Annotated in this window: 21 protein-coding genes; 5 read left to right on the top strand and 16 right to left on the bottom strand. The window is 46.7% G+C overall.

The genetic code is table 11. From position 1 onward, the window contains the following. Nucleotides 1–24: 24 nt before the first annotated feature. Nucleotides 25–1,518 carry an ATP-binding response regulator gene (locus tag LEP1GSC061_RS05470; RefSeq protein WP_016544922.1) on the bottom strand — a complete coding sequence of 498 codons (1,494 nt, stop codon included), beginning with the start codon at nucleotides 1,516–1,518 and terminating at the stop codon, nucleotides 25–27. Between the two features lie 344 nt (nucleotides 1,519–1,862). Here LEP1GSC061_RS05470 and LEP1GSC061_RS05465 point away from each other — a divergent pair, with 344 nt between their 5' ends. Next, nucleotides 1,863–2,303 (top strand): CBS domain-containing protein, encoded by a 441-nt coding sequence (locus LEP1GSC061_RS05465; RefSeq protein WP_016544181.1) that lies wholly within the window; start codon nucleotides 1,863–1,865, stop codon nucleotides 2,301–2,303. A gap of 454 nt (nucleotides 2,304–2,757) precedes the next feature. Next, the gene (locus tag LEP1GSC061_RS05455; RefSeq protein WP_016544784.1) at nucleotides 2,758–3,270 is read left to right on the top strand and encodes an LIC_12238 family plasminogen-binding lipoprotein; all 513 of its coding nucleotides are present in this window, start codon (nucleotides 2,758–2,760) and stop codon (nucleotides 3,268–3,270) included. On the opposite strand, the gene LEP1GSC061_RS05450 is transcribed toward LEP1GSC061_RS05455, so the two are convergent. The 8 genes from LEP1GSC061_RS05450 to LEP1GSC061_RS05415 form a co-directional block, all read right to left on the bottom strand. Further along, the gene (locus LEP1GSC061_RS05450; protein ID WP_016544346.1) at nucleotides 3,264–5,198 is read right to left on the bottom strand and encodes a hypothetical protein; all 1,935 of its coding nucleotides are present in this window, start codon (nucleotides 5,196–5,198) and stop codon (nucleotides 3,264–3,266) included. The genes LEP1GSC061_RS05455 and LEP1GSC061_RS05450 overlap by 7 nt on opposite strands. Next, nucleotides 5,195–5,659, bottom strand: a complete 465-nt coding sequence (locus LEP1GSC061_RS05445; protein WP_016544467.1) for a chemotaxis protein CheW — start codon at nucleotides 5,657–5,659, stop codon at nucleotides 5,195–5,197. Before LEP1GSC061_RS05445 ends, LEP1GSC061_RS05450 begins: the two co-directional genes overlap by 4 nt. 9 nt (nucleotides 5,660–5,668) lie before the next feature. Further along, on the bottom strand, nucleotides 5,669–6,400 hold the full coding sequence (locus tag LEP1GSC061_RS05440) for a hypothetical protein (protein WP_016544920.1): 732 nt from the start codon (nucleotides 6,398–6,400) through the stop codon (nucleotides 5,669–5,671). A 289-nt stretch (nucleotides 6,401–6,689) separates the two neighbouring features. Next, a complete protein-coding gene (locus tag LEP1GSC061_RS05435) occupies nucleotides 6,690–7,751 on the bottom strand; it encodes a mannose-1-phosphate guanylyltransferase (RefSeq protein WP_016545074.1) in 1,062 nt (353 codons plus the stop codon). Then, the gene (locus LEP1GSC061_RS05430) at nucleotides 7,752–8,630 is read right to left on the bottom strand and encodes a hypothetical protein (RefSeq protein WP_016544218.1); all 879 of its coding nucleotides are present in this window, start codon (nucleotides 8,628–8,630) and stop codon (nucleotides 7,752–7,754) included. Then, the gene (hfq, locus tag LEP1GSC061_RS05425) at nucleotides 8,631–8,882 is read right to left on the bottom strand and encodes an RNA chaperone Hfq (RefSeq protein ID WP_008592014.1); all 252 of its coding nucleotides are present in this window, start codon (nucleotides 8,880–8,882) and stop codon (nucleotides 8,631–8,633) included. A gap of 15 nt (nucleotides 8,883–8,897) precedes the next feature. Continuing rightward, nucleotides 8,898–9,794: a tRNA (adenosine(37)-N6)-dimethylallyltransferase MiaA gene (gene miaA / locus LEP1GSC061_RS05420; RefSeq protein WP_040508081.1), complete on the bottom strand. Its 897-nt coding sequence runs from the start codon at nucleotides 9,792–9,794 to the stop codon at nucleotides 8,898–8,900. After that, complete coding sequence (locus LEP1GSC061_RS05415; RefSeq protein ID WP_016544646.1) at nucleotides 9,794–10,231, bottom strand: TIGR02300 family protein; 438 nt, start codon at nucleotides 10,229–10,231, stop codon at nucleotides 9,794–9,796. Before LEP1GSC061_RS05415 ends, miaA begins: the two co-directional genes overlap by 1 nt. 112 nt (nucleotides 10,232–10,343) lie before the next feature. Between LEP1GSC061_RS05415 and LEP1GSC061_RS05410 the strand changes: the two genes are divergently transcribed. Next, nucleotides 10,344–11,099 (top strand): pyridoxine 5'-phosphate synthase, encoded by a 756-nt coding sequence (locus LEP1GSC061_RS05410; RefSeq protein ID WP_016544277.1) that lies wholly within the window; start codon nucleotides 10,344–10,346, stop codon nucleotides 11,097–11,099. Here LEP1GSC061_RS05410 and LEP1GSC061_RS05405 read toward each other — a convergent pair. Further along, entirely contained in the window at nucleotides 11,050–12,003 is a 954-nt protein-coding gene (locus tag LEP1GSC061_RS05405; RefSeq protein WP_016544471.1) for a hypothetical protein, read from the bottom strand. The genes LEP1GSC061_RS05410 and LEP1GSC061_RS05405 overlap by 50 nt on opposite strands. A gap of 97 nt (nucleotides 12,004–12,100) precedes the next feature. Between LEP1GSC061_RS05405 and LEP1GSC061_RS05400 the strand changes: the two genes are divergently transcribed. Together LEP1GSC061_RS05400 and nadB are read left to right on the top strand one after the other, a co-directional pair. Further along, nucleotides 12,101–13,912, top strand: coding sequence for a S41 family peptidase (locus LEP1GSC061_RS05400; RefSeq protein WP_415751826.1), 1,812 nt, complete (start codon nucleotides 12,101–12,103; stop codon nucleotides 13,910–13,912). A gap of 56 nt (nucleotides 13,913–13,968) precedes the next feature. Continuing rightward, nucleotides 13,969–15,585 (top strand): L-aspartate oxidase, encoded by a 1,617-nt coding sequence (nadB, locus tag LEP1GSC061_RS05395; RefSeq protein WP_016544896.1) that lies wholly within the window; start codon nucleotides 13,969–13,971, stop codon nucleotides 15,583–15,585. Between the two features lie 81 nt (nucleotides 15,586–15,666). On the opposite strand, the gene lsa25 is transcribed toward nadB, so the two are convergent. The 6 genes from lsa25 to LEP1GSC061_RS05365 form a co-directional block, all read right to left on the bottom strand. Continuing rightward, the gene (gene lsa25, locus LEP1GSC061_RS05390) at nucleotides 15,667–16,350 is read right to left on the bottom strand and encodes a surface adhesin Lsa25 (RefSeq protein WP_016544781.1); all 684 of its coding nucleotides are present in this window, start codon (nucleotides 16,348–16,350) and stop codon (nucleotides 15,667–15,669) included. 9 nt (nucleotides 16,351–16,359) lie between these two features. Further along, entirely contained in the window at nucleotides 16,360–17,820 is a 1,461-nt protein-coding gene (gene omp85 / locus LEP1GSC061_RS05385) for an Omp85 family outer membrane protein (protein WP_040508195.1), read from the bottom strand. Nucleotides 17,821–18,102: 282 nt separating this feature from the next. Further along, the gene (locus LEP1GSC061_RS05380; protein ID WP_040508194.1) at nucleotides 18,103–18,579 is read right to left on the bottom strand and encodes an acyl-CoA carboxylase biotin carboxyl carrier protein subunit; all 477 of its coding nucleotides are present in this window, start codon (nucleotides 18,577–18,579) and stop codon (nucleotides 18,103–18,105) included. Next, on the bottom strand, nucleotides 18,576–20,048 hold the full coding sequence (locus LEP1GSC061_RS05375; protein ID WP_016544627.1) for an acetyl-CoA carboxylase biotin carboxylase subunit: 1,473 nt from the start codon (nucleotides 20,046–20,048) through the stop codon (nucleotides 18,576–18,578). Before LEP1GSC061_RS05375 ends, LEP1GSC061_RS05380 begins: the two co-directional genes overlap by 4 nt. Then, complete coding sequence (locus tag LEP1GSC061_RS05370; RefSeq protein WP_016544517.1) at nucleotides 20,045–20,842, bottom strand: lysophospholipid acyltransferase family protein; 798 nt, start codon at nucleotides 20,840–20,842, stop codon at nucleotides 20,045–20,047. The genes LEP1GSC061_RS05375 and LEP1GSC061_RS05370 overlap by 4 nt, the downstream gene beginning before the upstream one ends. A gap of 222 nt (nucleotides 20,843–21,064) precedes the next feature. After that, nucleotides 21,065–22,171, bottom strand: coding sequence for an LIC11274 family protein (locus LEP1GSC061_RS05365; RefSeq protein WP_016544397.1), 1,107 nt, complete (start codon nucleotides 22,169–22,171; stop codon nucleotides 21,065–21,067). Between the last annotated feature and the right edge of the window lie 42 nt (nucleotides 22,172–22,213).

The raw sequence follows: 22,213 nt of genomic DNA, 5'->3' as shown, positions 1-22,213 counted from the left end.
ACCGATTCGAGTAGAACGGATGTACTACTTGGTCTGGACGGGGAGCCGCACGCAAAAATCCGTCCCGGAGGAGGACTTTTGGACAGTTAACTTTCCATGATTGGACTGGATGATACCATAGCAAACGGAGAGCCCCATTCCGATCCGGGTATCGTCCGATTGTATCCTTTCGAAAGGCTGAAAAGCGTTTTCCGGATCCAATTCTCCGTTCATGGAACCCGATAGCCTGATTTCCAAAAACGGTCCTTCTCCCTCCTCTCCCTTGCCTAGCTTGGATTGGAAATGGATAGTGCCTCCTTTGGTCTCCCCTCCGATTCCGTCCACATAGAAGTACAATAAATAGTATATGACTTCCTTGATCTGATTCTGCTTGAGTAGGATTTCCGGGAAATCGGAAGGAATATTCTTGATCACATTCAGGTTCTTGGACTTCAGAAGTTCGGATATGATCCCTTCCACCCCGAATACGAGCTCTTCTATACGAACCCAGCTAGGTTCCTCGTTATCCGATCGGGAGAATAGGATAAGGTTTCGGATGATTCCGGAAATTCTCTCTCCCTGCTCGATAATGACCCGAGCATAGTTTCGGATATCCGGTTCTAGGTCCTTCTTATTGCGTATTATATTTCCGTAATTGATCACGCCCATGAGAGGATTATTAATTTCGTGAGCAATCCCAGCGGCGAGTTTCTGGATGGATTCCAAACGCATCTCGGATTGGATCACCTTCTCCATTTCGGAAATTCTCTTCTCTGAAACGGACAATAGATCCAATTCGGAGAATGTTACGATGCTGCCCACGATATGATTTCCTTCGTCTCGTATGGGAGAGACCCGAAAGCCTACGCGGACTTTTTTCTCGTCCTTACGGACAAGAACTGCGGGAATGTATCTGAGATTATGACCTAAATCGTCCGGGTGCTCGGATACTACTTGAGTTTGGATAAAGGAAAGAATAAGATCTCCCGGTTTACCCAACGCTTCGGCGAGAGTCCAGCCGGTCAATTCCTCCGCCGCATGATTCAGGAAGATGATCTTTCCCTCTCCGTCCAAAGATACCGCACCCTCGGAAATGCTTTGGATAACGTTCTTAAATTCCTTTCCACTTTCCTTCAAAGTGCCTAGACGTTTCTGCTGGCGTAATGCGATCTCTATGGAGGACTTAAGTTGGTGGTTCTGAAAGGGTTTTGTAATATAAGCGTACGTGGAAGTGGCGTCCATGGCCCTCATAAAAGTGGAATCGTCCGTATACGCCGTCATGAATACAATCGGAACTTCCCTGATTCTCTGGATACTTTGGGCGGTTTGGATTCCGTCCATGTCCCCTTCTATGGAAATATCCATAAGAATCAGATCCGGATTGGTTTCCTTAAACAAGGATTGAGCGTCTAGTCCGTTGGCCGCAACACCGGCGATCTTATAACCCAGATTTTGGAGGGTTTTTTGAAGATTAAAAGAAAGCAGCCACTCGTCTTCCACGATAAGGATATTAGGCTGTTCGGAAGAAATGGAACTCATACGATTCTACGTGTCGAAATACCTTAGGTGATAGAAACGGTTCCTACTACCGTAATGCTCCCATTTAGGAAGTAATTAGGAAATCCTTTTTTAATTAGAGTGTTCATTCTGACTCATTTTCCTGATCGAAATTCTTCCCTAGGAACTTAAGACCTTTCCGGAACGATAAACCTCAATGTTTACCTTTGCTTTGCCTTGGAAATTCCCGAAATTTATAGGTATTTCGTCACGGTTTTCCCCAATTCCCGACCAAAAGCTCGGGAATCCACCCCACCCTTTTTCTAAAAAATCCTTGAACGGGTAGTCCCTCGGATCTACACTTCAGGCCAGAGTTAGAGGTGACCATGCTCGTAAAAGATATCTTGGAGAAAAAAGACCGAAAAATCCTTTCGCTGGAACCGAATACCACGGTTTGGGAAGCGATTCGGTTTATGACCAAGTACGATATCGGCTCGGTGATCGTCCTGAACGGAGGCAAACTCGCCGGAATCTTTACGGAACGGGATCTATTGCATTTCGCATCTACGGACCGGGAGGCGGTTTTCGATAAGACCCTCTCCGAATTGATGTCTACGCAATTGACCACCATGCAACCAAGCGACCAAGTCGATGAAGTGCTTTCCATTATGCTAAAAAAAAGAATCCGGCATATGCCGATTTTGGACGGGAATCGACTTGTGGGAATTATTTCCATCGGGGACGCCGTAAAAGCAAAAATAGCGAAAACAGAAGAAGAGAATAAGAATCTCAAAAACTACATATATAGCGAATCCGGCTTCATCTAAGCCGACTTCCGTTGAAAGTTTCGCCCTTTTTCTTTTTAGAATTTTCATTAAAAAAAGACCCGACGGGGAAATAGGCTCCCCACCGGGATATTGAGTGGCTCACATTCGGGGTATTCCCGCAATGAATAAATAAGTAATACTGTTACCCGTTTCCGCAACCTTGTTTTTCAGAATTCAGGTTGCCGGAATGACTTTTCCGCTCAGTATGAACCTAGCGGTAGTTCCGAGCTTGCAAATTTTGGAATGCGTATTCCGCAATCGTCAGATATGAAACTCATCCTCATTATAGTCGTCGCGTATTTTGTTTTCAGATTCATAAGAACCGCGTTCTTTCCACAGGAACCCCGTAGAACCGAGGGATTTCGGGTGATTTTTCCGGACTCGGAAGAAACGCCTAGGGAAAAGGATATTTCCGACAAGGCCCGGGTCTTGGGTAAAGGAGAGTAAATAACTTATGAAGGTCTCTTCTCTCCGTATTCTGCCTTGGGTTTTCCCGATCTTACTAGTCTCCTGCCTGGGTATGACCGGTGAGTTCGGCTGGTCCCTAGTCGACGAAACCAAGTTAGGCCCTCTGGAAAAGAAGTTTCCTTCCGCAAGCGAATTCACTCTTACCAGGGAGAAGCTGGTTTTTCCGACGGATAAGACTCTAGTATACTTGTATAAATTCTCCCGAACTCCGAATCCGGAAGCGGAGATTTACGTAAGCCTAAGCAGATTCCAAGTAGGCTTCAACGAGATCGAGGTAAAAAGAAAACGGCCGGATCTGTCCAATTCCACCATCACGGGTAATTTCGGAACCTTACCGGAAGGAAAATATCTATTAAAGGTTTCTTACGAAGGGGATGTGATAGATAATGTGGAGTTCCGGATCATAGAACCGAAAGGGATCGAGTTAGAGGGAGAAGAAAAGGACGACGGGGCCGACGATATAGAAAAATACACCAAAGGTAAAAACAGGGGTCAGTAAGTATCCCCCGCCAATGGATCCCGAGGATACGGATCTCTTGCGATTCCGTCTTCCAGAATCTTATTGATCCTTTCCAGATTTTTCAAGGCTAGATTGATTTCCGTCTGGTTTCCCACCTTCAGGATTTCCTGGTTCATTCTTTTGGACTCGGAATAATCCTTTTCGAATTCGTACAATACGGAGAGTCTTTGCAGCACCCTGGGCCCCGGAGAAGAATCCAATTTCGTCCGTATGATATCGATTCTTTCCTTGGACTCTTCCAACTCCAGGCTCTTCAATCTATACTGTGCCATGTCCTGATCGTTGGTCCTTTCCAAGAGTCCCTTCTTGATGAGAAGTAGTTCCTTCTTTCCTTCGGAATATTTATCTTCTTCCTGTTTTAGATTCGTCCGGAGACGGTTATAGGCGCCCAAGGATTTTAGAAGCCATTCCTTTTCCCTTTCCGGCTTTTTTTCATAGCGGTATAATTTGGAGATCCCTTGGTGGGCGAGTACCTCCATGCGAATTCTCTCCTGGGAATCCGGATAGGATAACTCCGAAGCGGTCGCCTTCTCCCTTTCCCAGGATTCCAACCAATCCGAATAGTACTTCTTACCGTTCTCCAGATTTCCTACTTTGGTATCGAAGAAAGAACCCAGTTCGAAGGCGTACATTCCTTTCTTCTTCGGATCCGGCTCCGACTCGTAGTATTTTTCGTAATATTCTCCCGCGAGAATGTACTGTTTAAGTTCCGTATGCAAGGCCGCTATGGCGCGATAAACGGGAGCGACCTCTGAAGCGGGACGATTCTCCTTCAATGCTAAAGAAAGATACTTGAGATAAAAATCCAAGGCCTTGGATTTTTTCCCCGAAGAACGAAGCTCCTCCGCAAGAGCCAAGACCACGGCGGAATATTCAGGATCCAATCGGAAAGCGGTTTCAAGCAGGGCCGAATATGCGAAAAAATCGGTGTTTCTCTTATAATCGAATAATACGAAGATCCCCTGCCCGCTGACCGAGGCCTTATTTACCACCTTCAGCCTTTCCTTATTTTCGTTTTCCGAATCCTTCACATATTTTGCGAGGGTGAATACCGTCTCCGCGTCCTCTCTAGATTTTCGCTTAAAGAAAGGATAATAATTATTTTCGAAGGAATCCTTATAAGCGGTTTCGGCCTTTCTCAGATTCTCCTCGGATTGTTTGGATTGCTGTTTAGCCAGATTCACGTCCGCCTGGCCGACCTTTCTAGGTCCTGGATCGGATTCGAAAATCAATTCCTGGGAACGAGCAAGCGCTGCTTCCAATAGATGTACTCTGTCCTTCGCCGCAGTCCAATCCGATTTGGCTCTCTCCAAATCCTTGCGGGCGCCTGCGTGGGACTTAGCTCTACCGATTTCGTTCGTATCGTAGAGTTCCTTCAGCCTGTCTTCTTTGGGAAAATAATCCTCGGTATGGGAGAAATCCCTATAACGCAATGCGGTAATCGCTTCTTCCAAGGCCTTGGAGTTCTGTTTTTTTTTCGAGTATTCCTTACTTAAAAGCAGATGTAGTTCGTATAGAATGGGAGAATCCCTGAGCTGGTTGGCTTGAGTAATCTTTCCCATCATTTTCAGTATGAGAAGTCTGAGAGTGTTTCGATCCGTTTTCTCGGTAAAGATCCTACCTAACCTTCTCTCTTCTTCGGTTCTTTTGGGATCTACGAACTGAGCGTAATAAGGATCCAAGAGCTGGCGAATAGCGGAGATTCCATCCCCACCTTCGGCTTCCGAATTCAAAAGGGATTCTTTCAGTTTGGCCAGATTTTCGGGAGGAATGACTTCGTGTGGAAGTTTATAAATCCCCGCAGGATCGAGTCTTTGGTCTTGTTCGTCCGCTTGGAGAAGACCGACCCGTCCGACTCCGAAGAGCAGAAGGAGAAGAAGGCCCTTTCTCAGGCGGACGGAGATCATCTTGCCGCGCTACCCAACTCCGCTAATTCTTCCGATCCGAGGATTTTCTCTATATCGATTAGGATGATGAAACGATCGTCCTTCTTTCCGACTCCGGTAATATAACGGGAGGAAATGCCTTTTATAGAAGGAGGAGGAGGATTGATAGTCTCGGGCGGGAAGAGTGCAACGTTAGCCACCTTGTCCACGATGATTCCTACCGACTCCCCTCCGATCTTTACGACTATGGCGCGGTCGTATCCGCCTTCGTGAGTGTGGGGAATATTCAACTTCACGCCTAAGTCCACCATTTTCACCACTTTGCCCCGGATGTCCATGATCCCTGCGAAGTAATTTTTAGAACGAGGAACTTTAACCAGGTTATGGATCTTTATGATCTCATCCACTAGCACGATCGGAAGAGCGTATTCCTCTTCCCCTAAGCTAAAAAGAATGTATTGGTGTTCGATCTCGGCGGACATTCCCCCTCCCTAGAAACGGGTGTATCCGTAATAATAGAAATACGATCCGGAACCCAGAAAGAGCATTACTTTCGAGAATAATGGATCGCGTTTCCTCAGTATCCAGTCCAATCCGCCAAAAAGCAAACCGAAAACCGCTAACGAAAAACCGAGCAAATAAAAATCCAGGTAAGTGTACCAGATCCCGAACGCGGAACCCGCTCCCAAAATCAAATCGTGAAAGTCCCCCCAAAAACGGGTCTTAATTCTGTTCCATAAGGGCTCTTTGGGTTCCCTGCGAAATAGATTCTGCCAATAAGAAGGACCTCTTCGGATTCCGAAAATATGATCGTACTTGGTGGAAACTTCCCAAGGACGAGGTTCCTTTCTCTCCGGTCCTCCCAAAGGTTCGGGAGAAACTCCGTACACTCCTCCCAAAGAATGCAAGGCGTCGGCATCCGGAAGTGAGGAGATCAGATCTCTAAAGGGAGCAAATCTAGAATAAAGAGGATAAGATCTTCCTGTGGTGAGATCGGTTTCTTTTTGGATGGAACCGTCTCGGATCGTGGACACATAGATTCGTCCGTTTTCTCCGGCCGCCTCCAAAGTCAGACGAATCTTACGATCGTGAAAATGAAAGTCCGCTTGGAGTATATCTCCGTCGGGAGTCTTGGCTTGGTATGATTTCGTATATCCTTTGGCGGGAGGAAACTCGGGTTTCCACCAACGCCTTAGAATGGAATAATCCTGGAAGGAGGCCATACAAGCAAACTATCGGTGGTTTTCGATTTTTGCTTTAGGACCTGTTTATGATTGCTGTTCCGATTTTCGGGAGAATTCCCGACTAGGTGGGGAGTTTTAGGCGAAAAGACCGGGTAGCCTTTTTGGATTCCCCGGTCTTTTATGAATCCGATTCTGCCTCGGATCTATTTGCCTTTCTTCTTATGACGGTTCAGTCTTCTTTTTTTCTTCCTCTTATGAGTCGCGATCTTTCTTCGCTTTCTTTTTTTACCGGAAGGCATTCGGTTCTCCTATCTTCTCTGCCAGGAAATTACTCGGTGTACTTTTGTAAACCTTTATTTTTACGGATCTCGGCGACCATATTTTTGATATCACCGATTCCTTCCTTGGATGCGATGAACAATACGTCTTCTTCTTCCACGACTACGATGTCCTTCACTCCTAAAAGAGCGGTGAATTCTTTTCTAGTCTGGGTGACGTTGTTCTCGGATTTATAAAATAGAATCTCTTTACCTATATGTCGATTGCCCTTCGTGTCTCCCGGAAGAACTCTCTCCAAGGAAAGCCAAGAACCCACATCGTCCCATGCGAAGCTCGCCTCCACCATTCGGATACGGGAACTCTTTTCCATGATAGCGATATCCACGGGTTCCGAAGGAAGAAGCTTGAACGCCTCTCCTAATTCTCCCATCTTCTTGAAAGGAAATCTGTCCTTAAGAGGCTTTAGGATCTTAGGAGAATAGGCTTCGAATTCCTCCAGAATCAGACTCGTCCTCCAGAGAAAGATCCCCGGATTCCAATAAAAATTGGATTTCTTAATATACTTTAACGCGGTTTTGTAATCCGGTTTTTCGAAGAAGGATTTCACCTCGAATCCGTGCTTAGTGGGTTTTCCGGAAGCGATATATCCGTATCCCACCTCGGGGCGATTGGGTTTGATCCCCAATAATACGAGATGTTCCTTGGTTTCGAACAACGCTTTCTGAATCGATTTGGCGAACTCTTTATCCGAATTCACCCAGGCATCCGCGGAGAGTACCACTTGCACAGGATCTCCGAATTTTTCCCGGAAATGCAAGGAAGCGAGCGCGATGATCGGTGCGGTATTCTTACCTTCCGGTTCTATGATGAAATTGTTTTCCGGAAAATTCCTTTCCTGAGCGAGAATCGCCTTCTTTAGAGTCGCGTTGGTTCCTATGAAAATCCGGTCCGGGGTAGTGATCGTATAAGCGCGATTCAGGGTCTCTCTGAGTAACGTATTTTTTGAATATACTTTTTGTAGCTGCTTGGGAGTGGAGATCCGGGACCTAGGCCAGAATCTTTCCCCTTTTCCTCCCGCCATAATCAATACTACGGGTTTTTCTTGACTCATTTATTCCACCTCTTTGGGTTTGGGGGCGGATTGTTTTTTCTTAGCCAAGGATTTGGGATCGCCGAAGACGGAATCGGAAGGCAAAAGGATCACGTCCACATTGTCCCCGATATTGTCGTACAGCAGGAAGTCCTTCATGTCCGGATTCTTCTTTAAAAAATCCTTATATTGCTCCCATTTTTTTCTGGAAGCCGAAAGCTTCGCCTCTTCTTGGATGAGATATAGTTCCGCCTTTTTCAGGGCTTCTATTTTTTCCGACTTCTTAGCCAGTATAAAATTAGGATTTCGAAATAGGTTCGCGATTACGATAGGTTCCGGAACGTCCAGACTTAGAATGCGGATGGATTCCACCTTGAGCCATCCTAGTTCCCTGTCGATTTCGGGGCCTAGATCCTTTCGCAAAAAACCGGAGATCGAGTCCCTAGTTAAGTTCAGTGTTTTTTCGTCCTCGATGGCCGCTCTCAATCGAGAAACCAGGACCCCGCTCAGATACTTGGTCCTACCCGCTTCGGATCTTCCTCCGGAGGAAAACCATTTACGGGCTTCTTCTCCTTCCAGACGATAAGAAACGTCCAAACGACTTTTGATCTTGCCTTCGTTCGAGCCTTCCGGGAATAATCCTGCCGAAAGATCGTATTCCAATTCTAGGACGGAAGACAAGGAATGCAAAGGCTCCTTGCCCACGGATTTCTCCCAGAATTGTAGGACTCCGAATTCGTATACGAATCCTGGCCCTCGGATAAACGAAATTAGGCGGCCGTCTTTTTCCCAGACGACCAAGGCCTCTCCTTCGCTAATTAGAAAAACGGGATACGATAAAACCGCAACTCCCGCTAGAATAAATAGTATGAAAAGCGCTCGGCCGACTTTTCGAAACATTTACGCGGAAGGAGCTTCTTTTGCGGCTTCTTCCGTGTAAAGTTTGATTACTTTGGAAGGAATGATCGTAGAGATTGCGTGCTTGTAAACCAGACTCTGCTTGTTTTCCTGTTCCAGGACGATGGTGAAATTATCGAAGCTCACCACTTTTCCCTTCAAGGGTACTCCGTTTAGAAGGTAGATGGTTAATTCCAATTTTTCTTTTCTAGCCGTGTTGAGAAGTTGGTCCTGTATATTATTTTTAGCAGACATAGATTTTTATCCGTTTTATATATTTTGTATCTTTTTGTACACTGAACTCGGATCGATCGGTTCCAGAAACTTTTGCTTTCGAAACCAAGTAATCTGACGTTTGGCGTAATTCCTATGGGATTGGCTTAAATTCCCGAAGAATGTCTCAAGATTGGACGTTCCTTTAATATTTTCAAGCGCGAAATTATAACCTAAAGACTGTAGCCCTGGACAATCCTCTCCGTATTTTTCGGCGACCCTTTTCGCCTCCTCGGCCATTCCAGATTCGATCATTTCCCGCGCTCGAGCGTTGATCCTGCGATAAAGAATTTCCCGATCCAAATCCAGAAAGTAGGCTCCCGCGATCTTTAAATTCCGGGAAACCAGGGCACCTTCCCCTTCTTCCACCTTTAATTCGGACCAAACCGCCCCGGACCAATTCACTTCCAGAGCCCTCCCATACCTATAATTATCGTTGGGGAAAATTCTTTCCAAGGCTTTGGGATCCAAGAGTTGCAATTCCCGGATCCTTTCCTCCATGGACAAAGCTTCCACCTTGGCCCGGATTTCCGGAGAAATCTGAGGAACCGGATACATTCCAAATAAGAATGCATTCAAATAAAAACCGGTTCCTGCAGTGAGAACGGGAATCTTGTCTCGGGAAAGAATATCATCCAAGGCTTCTTCCGCATACAGAACGTATCTACCGGCGTGGATGGATTCCGAAGGAAGAATAAGATGGGTGAGATGCTGGGGGATTCTTTTTAGATCTTCGGGAGTCGGGGCAGCTGTGCCGATCGTAAGCTCTTGGTAGATTTGTCTGGAATCGAAGGAAATGATTTCAAAACGGGAAGGATCCAGTTCCCTCACCAGGGCCGTTTTACCGGCCCCCGTGGGAGCTGCGATGATGAGAATGGGACGAGAGGGGGAGATTATTCCTCCTCCTCTTCTTCGTCCTCCTCTTCTTCCAGAGGCTCTTCAACGATGCCGCCTTCTTCATCTTCGAAGCCAACATCAGCATCTTCTTCCATCGTATCTTCCGGAAACTCTTCTTCTTCCACCCTAGGACGAACCCTGGATTTGGTAGCAGGGCGTTTGTTCTGATCCGCTCCGCATTTCGGGCAGATCTTTTCTTCTTTATTTAAATCGTAGAATTTCGTTCCGCAAGTATGGCAGGTGAATTTCTTACCTAAGGGATTTAAAGAAGACGCTTTGGACCCGGACGAAGACTTTTTGGTCGTCGCGGATTTAGGCGAGGATGCGCTCTCCTTCTTTTTGGCCGGCGCTTTTTTCTTAGGAGCGGGCTTTTTGGCCGAAGCGCTAGACTTCGGTGCTGTTTTTTTCTTAGCCGTTTTCTTAGCTGTTGCCATCGGAATTGACCATGCTGAGAGACACATATTCCGATTCAAGCAGAAAAACGTTCCGGAAATCTAGTTTCCGAAAGGGCGATCCATCCCAATATGGAAACAAATATGAGGTTCCATGGTCCGTTTGAGCGTAAACGTCAATAAGGTAGCAACTCTACGAAATTCCCGGGGAGGAAATCATCCGGATCTTTTGGCGATTTCGGAATTGATTTTAGAGGCAGGTGCGCACGGAATCACGGTTCATCCGAGGGAAGACCAAAGACATATCCGCACCGAAGATGTTTTCGACTTAAAATCTTTTTTAGAATCTTATAATCGGAGAAAGGAAAAAAAAATAGAATACAATATAGAAGGGGAACCTTCCCCCCGATTCCTGGACCTGGTTTTACGGGCGAATCCGGACCAGGCGACTCTTGTTCCAGTCACTCCGGGAGAAATCACTTCCGATCACGGTTTCGATCTATCCAGAGACGGCGAGGAACTCTCCAAATACATTCAGAAAATCAAAAATGCGGGTATACGTGTCTCCATCTTCATGGAAACGGATCTCAAGAATCTAGGACTCGTAAAAGAAACGGGTGCGGATCGAGTGGAATTTTATACGGGTCCCTACGCCCAGGCCTACGACAGTTCTCCGGAAGAAGGCAAGAGAAGTTTCGATTCTTTTCGTAAGGCGGCGGAGTTCCTACAAAAAGAAAAGATAGGAATCAATGCAGGACACGATCTAGACCAGTTCAATCTTCCCCTATTCTCCGCTCTTCCCGGTTTGGAAGAAGTGTCCATAGGTCATAGACTCATGTCTTATGCTTTGGAAGTGGGAATCACTTCGTCTGTGAAGGAGTATCTGAAAGCTCTTTCGCCAAATCCTTAAAACCGGAATAGTTGGAGTCTTCCGACAGGAGTAAAAACGCCGCTTTCCTTAAATTGGAGGCGAGATGCGCAGATTGAGGACTCTCCTTGGAAAGTTCCTCCAAACCTTCCTTGAAACCGCCTAAAAACCTGCGAGCCGAGATGGAATCCCTAGAAGATACGGCCTTTCGAAGTTCCTTCCAGGATTGAGTGGCCTTATTTTTGGAAGTCTCTTTGGAATTCCTACCGAATTCTCCAGAAAGATCCCATACCTTGCGGTAAGGATGATTCTTTTCCAGAGTTTTATAATATTCCAATCCGGGTTTGACAGAATTCGGTTTGGCCTTGGCGATTAGGCTCGGGTCCGCTCCGCATTCCGAAAAGATTCCTTTCGTCAGCGCTTCCTTGGACAAGAGACCCGAATCCACAAGACGAATTAGATAAGAATTCGCCTCTTCCTTCTTTCCGGACTTACAGGCTTCGATCGCCTGTCTAAAAAGTTGGTCCTCCGATTCTTCCGATTTGGAATCGACCGCCTGCAATTGGACGGAAACGGAAAAAACGAGTTCTTGGTAAAGAGGATCCTTGGGATCTCCGTTGCGAGCGGCATTGGCGTATTCCCAAGCGGAAGGAATATCGCCCAAAGAATTGTATAAAACGGATAGATTATAACAAGCGAGACCCCTGTCTTTTCTCAGGGATTTGCAGGCGGATTTGAGTAATTTCAAAGCGGAATTTCTTTCCTCTTCTGTCCCGTAAAAATCCAGAATGGCCTGCTCCTGGATCAGCTCCGCACCGAATCTACCTCCTCCGGGAACCGATACGGAGGTGCAGGAAAAAGTTCCCGAGGAACCTAAAATCAGGCAAAAGCTTAGAAAAAAAAACGTAGGAGTTCCTACGAAAGTAAGAAGCTCAGAAAGGCTCATCCGGACCAGTTTTCGGGGGAATAGATTGACAATGCCTGTTCGAAGTGGAAAATGATCGAAAATCAACCTTGTGTAAAGAGGACCCGATTTGAAAAGCCTGAGATCTCTTTCCCTCTCCTGTATTTCGGTCATTTTATCTACGAGCATCTTTTTCTGTCAGCCTTCTTCGGGGAACTCCAAGACTACTGCAGATTTCACTCTTAAAGATTTTGACAGTGTAGTCAAGACCGTTGAGGGAAACTACATCGATAAAAATATAGATAAGAACAGAGCCTATAAGGACGCAGCCGTCTTCGCTCTATTCTCTTTGCCCCACGCTCTCTATCTCTACCCGGAAAGCTATTTCAACGATCGCGCCAAATACGAAGAAGCGGACGATATCTTTCCAGGAAAGACCTTCAAGCTCTCTCCCGATGACAAATTCGTATTATTCGATCCCGACTACAAAGAAGTGGAAAAAATCCGCGATCGCAAGTTGAAAGAAGAATCCAATAAACCTAAGCTTTCCAGCGACGAAGTCTTGAAATTGGTGGAAAGGGAAAAAATCAGGAAAAAGGTCCTGTCCGCAAAATGGGAACAAACGAATTTTTCCAAAAAGGATTTCGATCGGGTACTCGCTTATATAGAAAAGAGTCTTCCTAATTACAGCACTCCTCCACTCAAAGATCCGTTCGGAGAGGAAGACACCAAGGACAAAGAACCTTTCTCCATCAAAGACGTTTATCTCGCCGCTGCAAACGGTTATCTTTCCTCCTTGGATCCTCATAGCCAAGTATTCCTGAAAGCCGCTTGGGAAGAATCCATGGCTAAGATAGAAGACGGAAGCTTCGAAGGAATCGGAGCCATTTTGAGCGGAGGCGGGAACAAAGAAGTCATCGTAGAAAATCCTTTGGAAGGACGTCCTGCGGTAACTGCAGGAGTCAGATCCGGAGACGTGATCCTTGCCGTGGACGGAAAATCCGTAAAAGGAATGATCCTAGATAAAGTCGTGGAAAGGATCAAAGGCAAAAAAGGCTCCAAAGTCGTTCTCACTCTCAAAAGAAAAGGCGTCTCGGGTACCCTGAATATCGAAGTCATCCGAGACACCATCGAGATCAAAAATATCACAAGCAAACTCATAGACAATCATCCTTATATCGGATACATCAAGTTGACCGGTTTTGTGAAATCGGATCCCTCCGTAGATAAGGAATTCGTACAGCAGTTCAAAGAGCTGGAAAAACTCTCGGCTGCCAAAGGAACCAAGCTGAAGGCCCTCGTCCTGGATCTAAGAAACAACCCAGGCGGTTATCTGGATCTGGCGATTGATCTAGCGGATATGTTCGTTACGAACGGTCTCATCGTTTCCGTAAAAAGCCCCAATCGTAGCCCCGAAGATTCCAACGCAGGCAAAAAGGATCTGACCGATCTACCTGTAGCGGTCCTCATCAACGCAAAATCAGCTTCGGCTTCCGAGATCGTGGCTTCGGCCCTTAAACACCACGGTAGAGGTTTGATCCTGGGAGAAAGATCCTTCGGAAAGGCCACCGTTCAAAAGCTGCAAGAGCTGAGAGGAAACAACGCATATTACATAAAACTAACGCAATCCAGATATTACTCCCCTTCCGGAAATACCATCCAAGTAGTCGGCGTAAAACCGGATGTGGAAATCTCGGGAGAAGAAGACGGTAGTTTTCCGTTCCATTATCGCGAGGAGAATATGTGGAACCACCTTCCCGAATTGCCTTCGGCCGCAGAGGAGAAGGGACATTTCGATGTGAAGAAATTGGATGCCTGGGTTAAGGCAAACGGAAAAGGGGAAAAGTTCATCCAAGAACATAAGAACGACCCGATCAAACCCGACTTCCAGTTGATACGCTCCATCGATTACGTGGATGCTCTTCTAAACACGAACGCAAAACGTAAGTAGGACCAAACGACTCGTCGCCGGAAATTTCTCCGGCGGCGGCATTCTCATAGGATACGATGCCAAGAATCAAAACCGATTTTCTCGTCATAGGCAGCGGGATCACTGGCCTTTTCCAAGCTCTAAAACTTTCTCCCTTCGGAGAAACGGTAATCGTCACCAAAAAATCGGATTATGAATCCAATACGAATTATGCCCAAGGTGGAATCGCTTCCGTCTTCGCTGAGGGAGATAAATTCGAGGATCACGTAAGGGATACTCTGGAATCCGGGGCCGGTCTTTGCGATCCGGAAGCGGTCCGTGTCCTCGTGAAAGAAGGCCCCCCTCTCGTAAAAGAGCTCTTGGAATATGGAGTACCGTTCAATCTGAACCCGAAGGGAGAATTCGATCTCCACAGGGAAGGCGGGCACGGCACACATAGGATCGTCCACGCTCACGATAGAACCGGGCACGAGATAGAGAAGACGCTGCTACAAATCGTCAAACAGAATCCTAATATCAGAATATTAGAATACCATACTGTCGTAGATCTGATCACCCCTCACCACCTCAAGAAGAAGGGACTCATATGCTTCGGAGCATATGTTCTCTCCAATCACACGGGAGAGATCATCCCAATACTCGCTAAAAAGACGATAATCGCAAGCGGAGGAGCGGGACAGGTATATTCTCATACCACGAATCCGAAGATTGCTACGGGGGACGGAGTAGCCTGCGCCTACCGTGCCGGCGCAGAAATCAAGAATATGGAATTCTACCAATTCCATCCCACTTCACTGTATCACGAAAAGGGAGAATCCTTTCTTATCTCCGAAGCAGTCCGAGGAAATGGCGCCGTCCTTCTCACTATGGACGGAGAACCGTTCATGAAGAAATACCATCCTATGGGAGACCTGGCGACACGAGATATAGTAGCAAGGGCCATAGACGCAGAGATGAAGAAGAACGGACAGCCTCACGTATGGCTGGACATTTCCCATAAACCCGCGGAAGAAATCCGGACCGCCTTCCCTTCCATTTACGGAAAATGCCTGGAACTAGGGATAGACATCACTACGGATCCGATTCCGGTGGTTCCGGCGGCCCATTTCATGTGCGGCGGGATCTCCACCGATCTATTAGGAAAAACAAATATAGAAAATCTATATGCTGCCGGAGAGGCGTCCTGCACCGGAGTTCACGGGGGGAACCGGCTCGCATCTAATAGCTTATTGGAATGTCTCGTCTTTTCCAACCGGATCGCGCAGGACATAGGTAAAAATCCGCCGGACTTCCTGCCGGAACACGATCAAATCCCTGCCTGGGATAAGGAAGGACTCACGAATACGGAAGAATGGGTTCTTATCTCTCATGATCTTTCCGAAATCAAGAACACCATGGCAAACTATGTGGGGATCGTCCGATCGGATCTGCGTCTGCAAAGAGCTCTGAGAAGAATGGACCTGATCTATAATGAGGTAAGAGATTATTATAACCGTACCATCGTAACGAATCCGTTATTGGAACTGAGAAATCTGGTCCTAGTAGGAGAACTTATCATCCGCTCCGCCCTCGCCAGAAAAGAAAGTCGCGGACTGCATTATTCCACAGATTATCCGGAGAATCGTTCCCCTTCCCGCCACGATACGGTACTCAGGAACGATTTAGTTCACGGAGATTTGCAAGCGCCTCTCTGACCCCTCGATATGGCACTTCGCGCCGACTCGGGACAACGCCCCTATTCTCTTGCGCGAGTTTTGTATCGAGAGAAGCGCAAGTTAGCGAATGCACCTCACGAAATAACGACTGGTTTTAGAAAAGCTTTCATCTTCTCCAAAACGATCCCTACCAAACGATACCGCTCGCGCTGTCTTCGTCGTTACGTCTTGCTCGTTCGCCGTAGAACTCCAATAAAAATCCTCTATCGTGTCAGGAAATTTCAGTATTAGAAAGTTACGGCTCGTCGAACTCAAATATTTCAACTCAAGAAAGCTCGCTACTCGCCAATCCGTGTGCCCTCCCGTATTATCGTTCGCACAAGAATCGTAAGCCTCCGAACTACCAGCAACCGATATCGGTGATACGTTCGTAAGTGTTTGAGGAAGTCCTAATGTATTGCAGGACGCTAAGTCCACATTGCAATACTGCAATTCCTTCGCTCCGTAGCTCGCAGGATTCGAGACGCCACCGCTCACGCCGCGGCAACTATACGAACTCGCAGTTCCTACGAATACCTGACCTTGGCTACAGATCTTCCACATACGACCACTCGTCATGTCCAAGACCGTTCCGTCGCTATTCGGGATAAAATTCTGGAAGAAGAGCGCTCCGGCTATCAGCTGGTTATCGTCTTCCGGCGCAAAACCGTATTTATTATGATCCAACTTCTCTTCGCAATTCAACACTAACGATGCCAAAAGGAGAAGCGATACTATGTTTGTATTTCGAAATATTCTTTTCATGACCTCTCCTTAGAATGCGTGATTGAAGTTGATGAACAACTGCTTGTCTTCTCTAGAAACCGCGTAATCCAGAATGATAATCGTGGTTTGGTTCCATGCTATCCTAAATCCGATCCCTTTGGAATACTTATAATCCTTCAGATTGACCTTATGTTCGTCGTCCCAGACTCGGCCGAAATCGATAAAAGGCACCAAATTCAAGGCAAAATGCTGCCCAAGAACCGTGAACTGAGCGAATTTCCAACGAAGTTCGATATTACCCCAACCCATGGTTCGGCCTACGAAGCGGTCCTGTTTATAACCTCTTAATGTGGTACGACCTCCTAAACCGGAGATGACTCCTTCGGTTCCCCACATGTTTCTATATTCGAAAAATGGTGCGTCCCCCTCGGTAAGAGAGATCCCGCCTCTTCCTGCAAGTACCAATTTGTCGAATACTTTAGGAAACGGGCTCCAGAAGAATTTTCCCTGAGCGAAGTATTTACTATAATCGAAATTAGATCCGATGGTTTTAGCGGATTTTTCATACGTGGCTTCCAAGAATACGCCCTGGTTGGGATCCGGTTCCAAATCCCGGGTATCGTATACGAGACCCAAGCGGAGAGTATTCACGATACCGCCGTGATAACCTAGAATCTTTCCGGCATTATGATCTTCCGTGATTTTAGTGGTCCCGTTGAAGGCTTGTCCGGTTCCATTCAACGCGGACTCTGCGGTGTTCTCCGGAGCTCCGTCTAGAATGGGACTGGTCGCTCTCACTAGGGTTCCGTCGAAGGAACGCACTATATTTTGAGAAACGCGTAAGCCAGCTACGAGTCGAACCGTTCCTCCCACGTAAGATCTCTCACCGCTCAAGTTGGCAGTCGGAGAAATCAAATTATACCGATTGTACATCGTATTGGTGACATTGAATCCGTTCTGCGATTGGAAGCCGCTGTATACGCCTCCGTTGATCATTACCGGATCCCCAGGGCCTCCCGGTCTTTGGTAAGCTAAGTTTCTTTGCTGCGCATCGAAAGTAGAGTTGGTAAAAACGTCCCCTCCGGATTGTCCGCGGTCATGGTAGCTAAGAGTCTGAAGAGAATTTTCTCCCAAACCGAAAAACAGAGTGTTCGGGTTCGCGTCGTAGACCGCCTCTCCTCTCAATCTCCATTGGGTACCGAACACATAAGGAGCATCGAAAGCGATATCCTGGTATTGGCGCTGTTTGGTGGTATTGAAATACTGCGCATAAATTCTGAATTTATAAGGAGTATATTCGAAGAACGGATCGTCTTTGGTCCCATTATTATATGCGAATACACGAACTCCGTAACCTACGCCCGTATTCGGGTCGGAATTCAAAAGAGGAAGTCCTGTGGGGAACCAACCCTCCTTCTTCTTTTCCAGATCCTTCTTACAAAGTTGTCTTTGCTGGCTGATGTAAAACGGAAGATCTTTTCGTTCCGGCGGTTTCTCGCAACCGTCGATCACACTATCAGCGGTTGCTTGGTTTGTGAATACTAAGGCCAATATAGCAAACAAGCCCAAAGTATTGAGGAAATGCTTCATGCAAAAACCCGATTTTTCTATGGAATTCGCAAGTTATAATAGGGTGAGAAGCGATGTCAAATTTATTCCGGAACCTTTCCACTCCAACTAGGGTCGGTACATTCTAAGTCAAAAACTTTCCAAATCAATCGTTCGAAATAACGGTAAAAAATTTAATGCTATTGAAATCGAAACGTTGTTCGGAATGGATACAGTAAAAAATCAACGGAGTTTCAGAAGCATTTGATCCTGGGAAACTATCTCTCCCGGAGAAGATAGAATTTCCTCCACTTCCGCATCCAATCCGGACTTCAAGGCATGCTCCATCTTCATGGCTTCCACCACCGCAAGAGTTTGTCCCTTACGGACCTTGTCGCCCTTCTTCACTTCCATCTTGATGATCTTACCCGGCATGGGGCTTTTGATTTCGAACTGAGCGGCTTCTCCGCTGACCGAATCCTTTCCTTTCAATACGAATTGGAAAGTCTTGCCTCGGGTATGGATGTATAGTTTGCCGCTTTTCACCAAGGCGAGAGATCCGTCCGGCAGAGAATAATGACCTTCCTTCTCTTTGGTCCAGCTATAATGAGTCAGTATAGACTCCCATCCGTTTTCAGGATCGAATATTCTGGAAGAAATATCTCCCAGCTCCACTGCGTATTCTTTTTCCTTCAAGCGAAGTCTGTAGAAACGGCTCATGGATTCCCCCATAGAGATTCGGCGCCTAAAACGTCCCAAACGGAAGCGGCCTTCACCTGTCGCGACGCCAGAAAGGAAGCGGCCTTAGCTAAAGCCTCCTTTTCCTCTCCCGGAGCTTCCCATTCTATCTTATGGCGTTCCAAGAAATGGGTATCCGTTTTACCCTTTATAAATTCAGGATGTTCTAATATTCCTTTCAGATAATTCAAGTTGGTGATCGGACCGAAAATCACGGTCTCTTCCAACGCGGATACCAGATTCTTGAGAGCCTCGGTCCTGTCCTTACCGATCCCTATCAATTTGGCAAGCATGGGGTCGTAATACAGGGAGACCTCGGAACCCGAAACGACTCCGGAATCCACACGTATACCAACGTCCTCCGGAAATCTGGCGAGTTCAATCTTTCCGATAGAAGGTAAGAATTCGTTTTCAGGATCCTCCGCATAGAGCCTAACTTCTATGGAATGACCCTTTTGCTCCGGAGATTTTCCTCCGGTCAATTCGGTAAGAGTCTTATTCTCCGCGATACGTATCTGCCATTCCACCAAATCGTATCCGGTCACCGATTCGGTGACAGGATGCTCTACTTGCAAGCGGGTATTCATTTCCAGAAAATAGAAGGAACCGTCCTCTCCCAAAATGAATTCCACGGTGCCGGCCCCTAAATAACCGATGGAAGAGGCCGCCTTTACCGCCACCTCGCAGATTCTTTTTTTAATATCCGGAGAAAGATTAGGAGCGGGAGATTCCTCCACCACTTTCTGGTGTCTTCTTTGGATGGAACATTCTCTTTCGAATAGATGGATCGTATTCCCCTTGGAATCTCCGAATACCTGAACCTCTATATGTCTAGGATTTATAATATACTTTTCCAAGAAGACTCTGGAATCTCCGAAAGCATTTCCCGCTTCCCTTTGAGCGGATTCTAAAGCGGGCAGGAACTCCTCTTCGGAGAAGACCCGCTTCATTCCCTTTCCGCCTCCTCCGGCGCTGGCCTTGACCATCACTGGAAATCCGATTCGTTTGGCTTCGGAAAGAAGTACGTTCTTGTCCTGGGTATCTCCGTCATATCCCGGAACTACGGGAACGCCTGCCTTCTCCATAGCGATACGAGAACGTATCTTGTCTCCCATCAGGTCCACGGTTTCCGGTTTGGGTCCTAAAAATAGAATCCCTTCCTTTTGCAGGGCTTGGGCGAATTCCGTTTTTTCGGATAAGAATCCGTATCCGGGATGCACCGCATCTGCCCCGGTAGCTTTTACGGCTTCCAGAATTTTAGGAATGGAAAGATAAGAACGGGAAGGTTCGGACTCTCCTATGTAGTAGGAAGAATCCGCCGATTTTACGAATGGCGAGTCCTTATCCGCATCGGAATATACGGCAACGGTTTTGATCCCGAGTCTTTTGCAGGTTCTTTGGATTCGAAGAGAGATTTCTCCCCTGTTGGCGATTAGAAGAGTATGAATCACTTTTTGCCGGCTACTTGGGGTTCTCTTACGGTTCCGATCTCCTCGTCGAGTAGAATCTTTTCCCGACTCATGGTCTCGTAAAGGAAATCGCGGAAACTCTCCCAAGATTCGTAGGACCAAGGTTCGTATCTGCCGATCATCTTGTATCCTACTTTCGTGTACATAGGTTCCGTCTGATATCGTGTGATACCGGATTTTAGAATCACTACCACAGGGATCTTGTTCTCATAAGCGAGCTTGATCATCCCCTTTTGCATAGGCTGAATAATCTCGGAGTAGGAATTATGACCTTCCGGATAAACGATATAAGACGTGGTAGAGAGACCCTTCAATACGTTACGCACGGATACTGCGATCGTAGTGGCCTTACTTGTATCAAACACCTGGGATCCCATGGCCTTCATCCACCAGTAAGCGACTAAGGTTTTCTTAATTACCTGGTTCGCCAAATAGGGTCTGCTCACGACCAAACAATCGTAAGGGAAGTCGATCTCGTTCACATGGTTTAAAAAGATCATATGACCTGTCTCAGGAACTTGGATCTCGTTTTTTAGAACCAATTCCGTCCGGGTCATGGAAATCACTTTTCTCCCCCAGATACGCGAACCTTTTAGTAAGGCGGAGTATTGCTTGGAACGATTTCCGATGATTGCGTAAAAGATCCCGACTATCATAGCGGGAAAGGCGCTGGTAAGAACCAGCCAGAGCGTTACCAAATAGGTTTTTAAGACAAGCTTGCGGTATGCTTTGGAGAATCTGCCGAGACGGCTTTCCAAAAACTTAAAAGGACTCATGCAAGGCTATCCTTCGGTACTCCTGCAGTTTGGGAAAGCAATTTCTAAAGAGACGGTGTTACGAAGAATGAATTCCAAGACGGAATCGTAAAATTAGAACGCGAACATTCGACATCCGAGTTAAGAAATTTCCAAACCTTCCCATAACATACATCGTTCGCTCGAAGCCTAAGAAATAAAAAAGCCGGTCGTAAGGACCGGCTTTCTTCGCAACCTACTTATTTATTTTGCAGGCGCTTGGGATTTCTTACTTCCCGGCGGCTTTTTGTCTCCCAGTAGTTTCTTACGGGTTTCCGCATCCCAGCGCAGATAGAGTTTATTATCCACTTCTTCGTCATAGACCCTTCCGAGTATATCCACTGCGTCTCTACGATAATCGTCCGGAATTCTCTTATCGAACACCGGGCTCATGCGAGCGTCGGTTCTCACAAGAGGGTTGGTGGAGAAATCGTAAGTTACGCCTTCTACGGAGACCACTTCCGCAGGAGTAGTGTCTCCTAACTCGTTTTTGAGCTCTTCGGTCTTGGCATCCGATCTTTGCAGATAGTAATTGTCATAAGGATATTTGAGTTTGAAGATATTCATGGCGTTGGCTCTCGCGTCGCGGCAGAGTCCGATCGCTCCCAGATACATTTCGATACGGTGCTTTCTATGCTCCGGTTGTAATTTCTGGTGTTTCTCCAAATGTTTTTCTATCTTGAGCGCGTTGTTTCTAGCGTCCTTAGCTTCGCCCAGGAATTGGTAACCGAGTTCCATATTCTTCTCGATGGTGTATTTGTTCACCACATAGTGGAATTCTCTCGGATTATACATTCTGCGAGTAAAAGGCGCTTCCCTATTTTCTTTGATGTCCGCACGGATATAACTGTTCTTACCGTATTCCACGGAGATGTCTACGAGAGCCCTATCGGTAGGATTATTCGGATTCTTTTTCTCGATGGCCGTCTTAAGGATCTCTTCGGTTCTCTCCACATACGCTTGGGAAAGTTCTTCCAGAAGCAGTTCCATTCCTAACTGAGCTTCCAAGAAGCGTCGGTAGGAATTCACATGGTTGCCCTCGAAGAAATACAGGAGCCCTTCTTGGTAAAGTCGCTTCAGCTCCTTATATTTTACGAGCCGATCTCCTTCCGCTTGGGCTTGGTTTTGTTGATTCTGCCCTCCTGCCGCCTGCTTGGCTTCTCCAGGATAATTCTTAACGATAGGTTCTATCGCTCGCAGATAAGTTAAGAGCTCTATTCTCTTCTTGTACGATTTCATAGAAACGGCTTCGCCGTGTAATAGAGCTGGGGCGACTAACATCGCGATCATGAAAACGATCAATTTTTTCATTGGCGGACCTTTTCCTTACCATCTCCCCTTGGGAGACCGGGT

The sequence above is a fragment of the Leptospira wolffii serovar Khorat str. Khorat-H2 genome, from assembly GCF_000306115.2.
Taxonomy (GTDB): domain Bacteria; phylum Spirochaetota; class Leptospiria; order Leptospirales; family Leptospiraceae; genus Leptospira_B; species Leptospira_B wolffii.
This window is presented reverse-complemented; position numbering and strand designations above follow the sequence as displayed.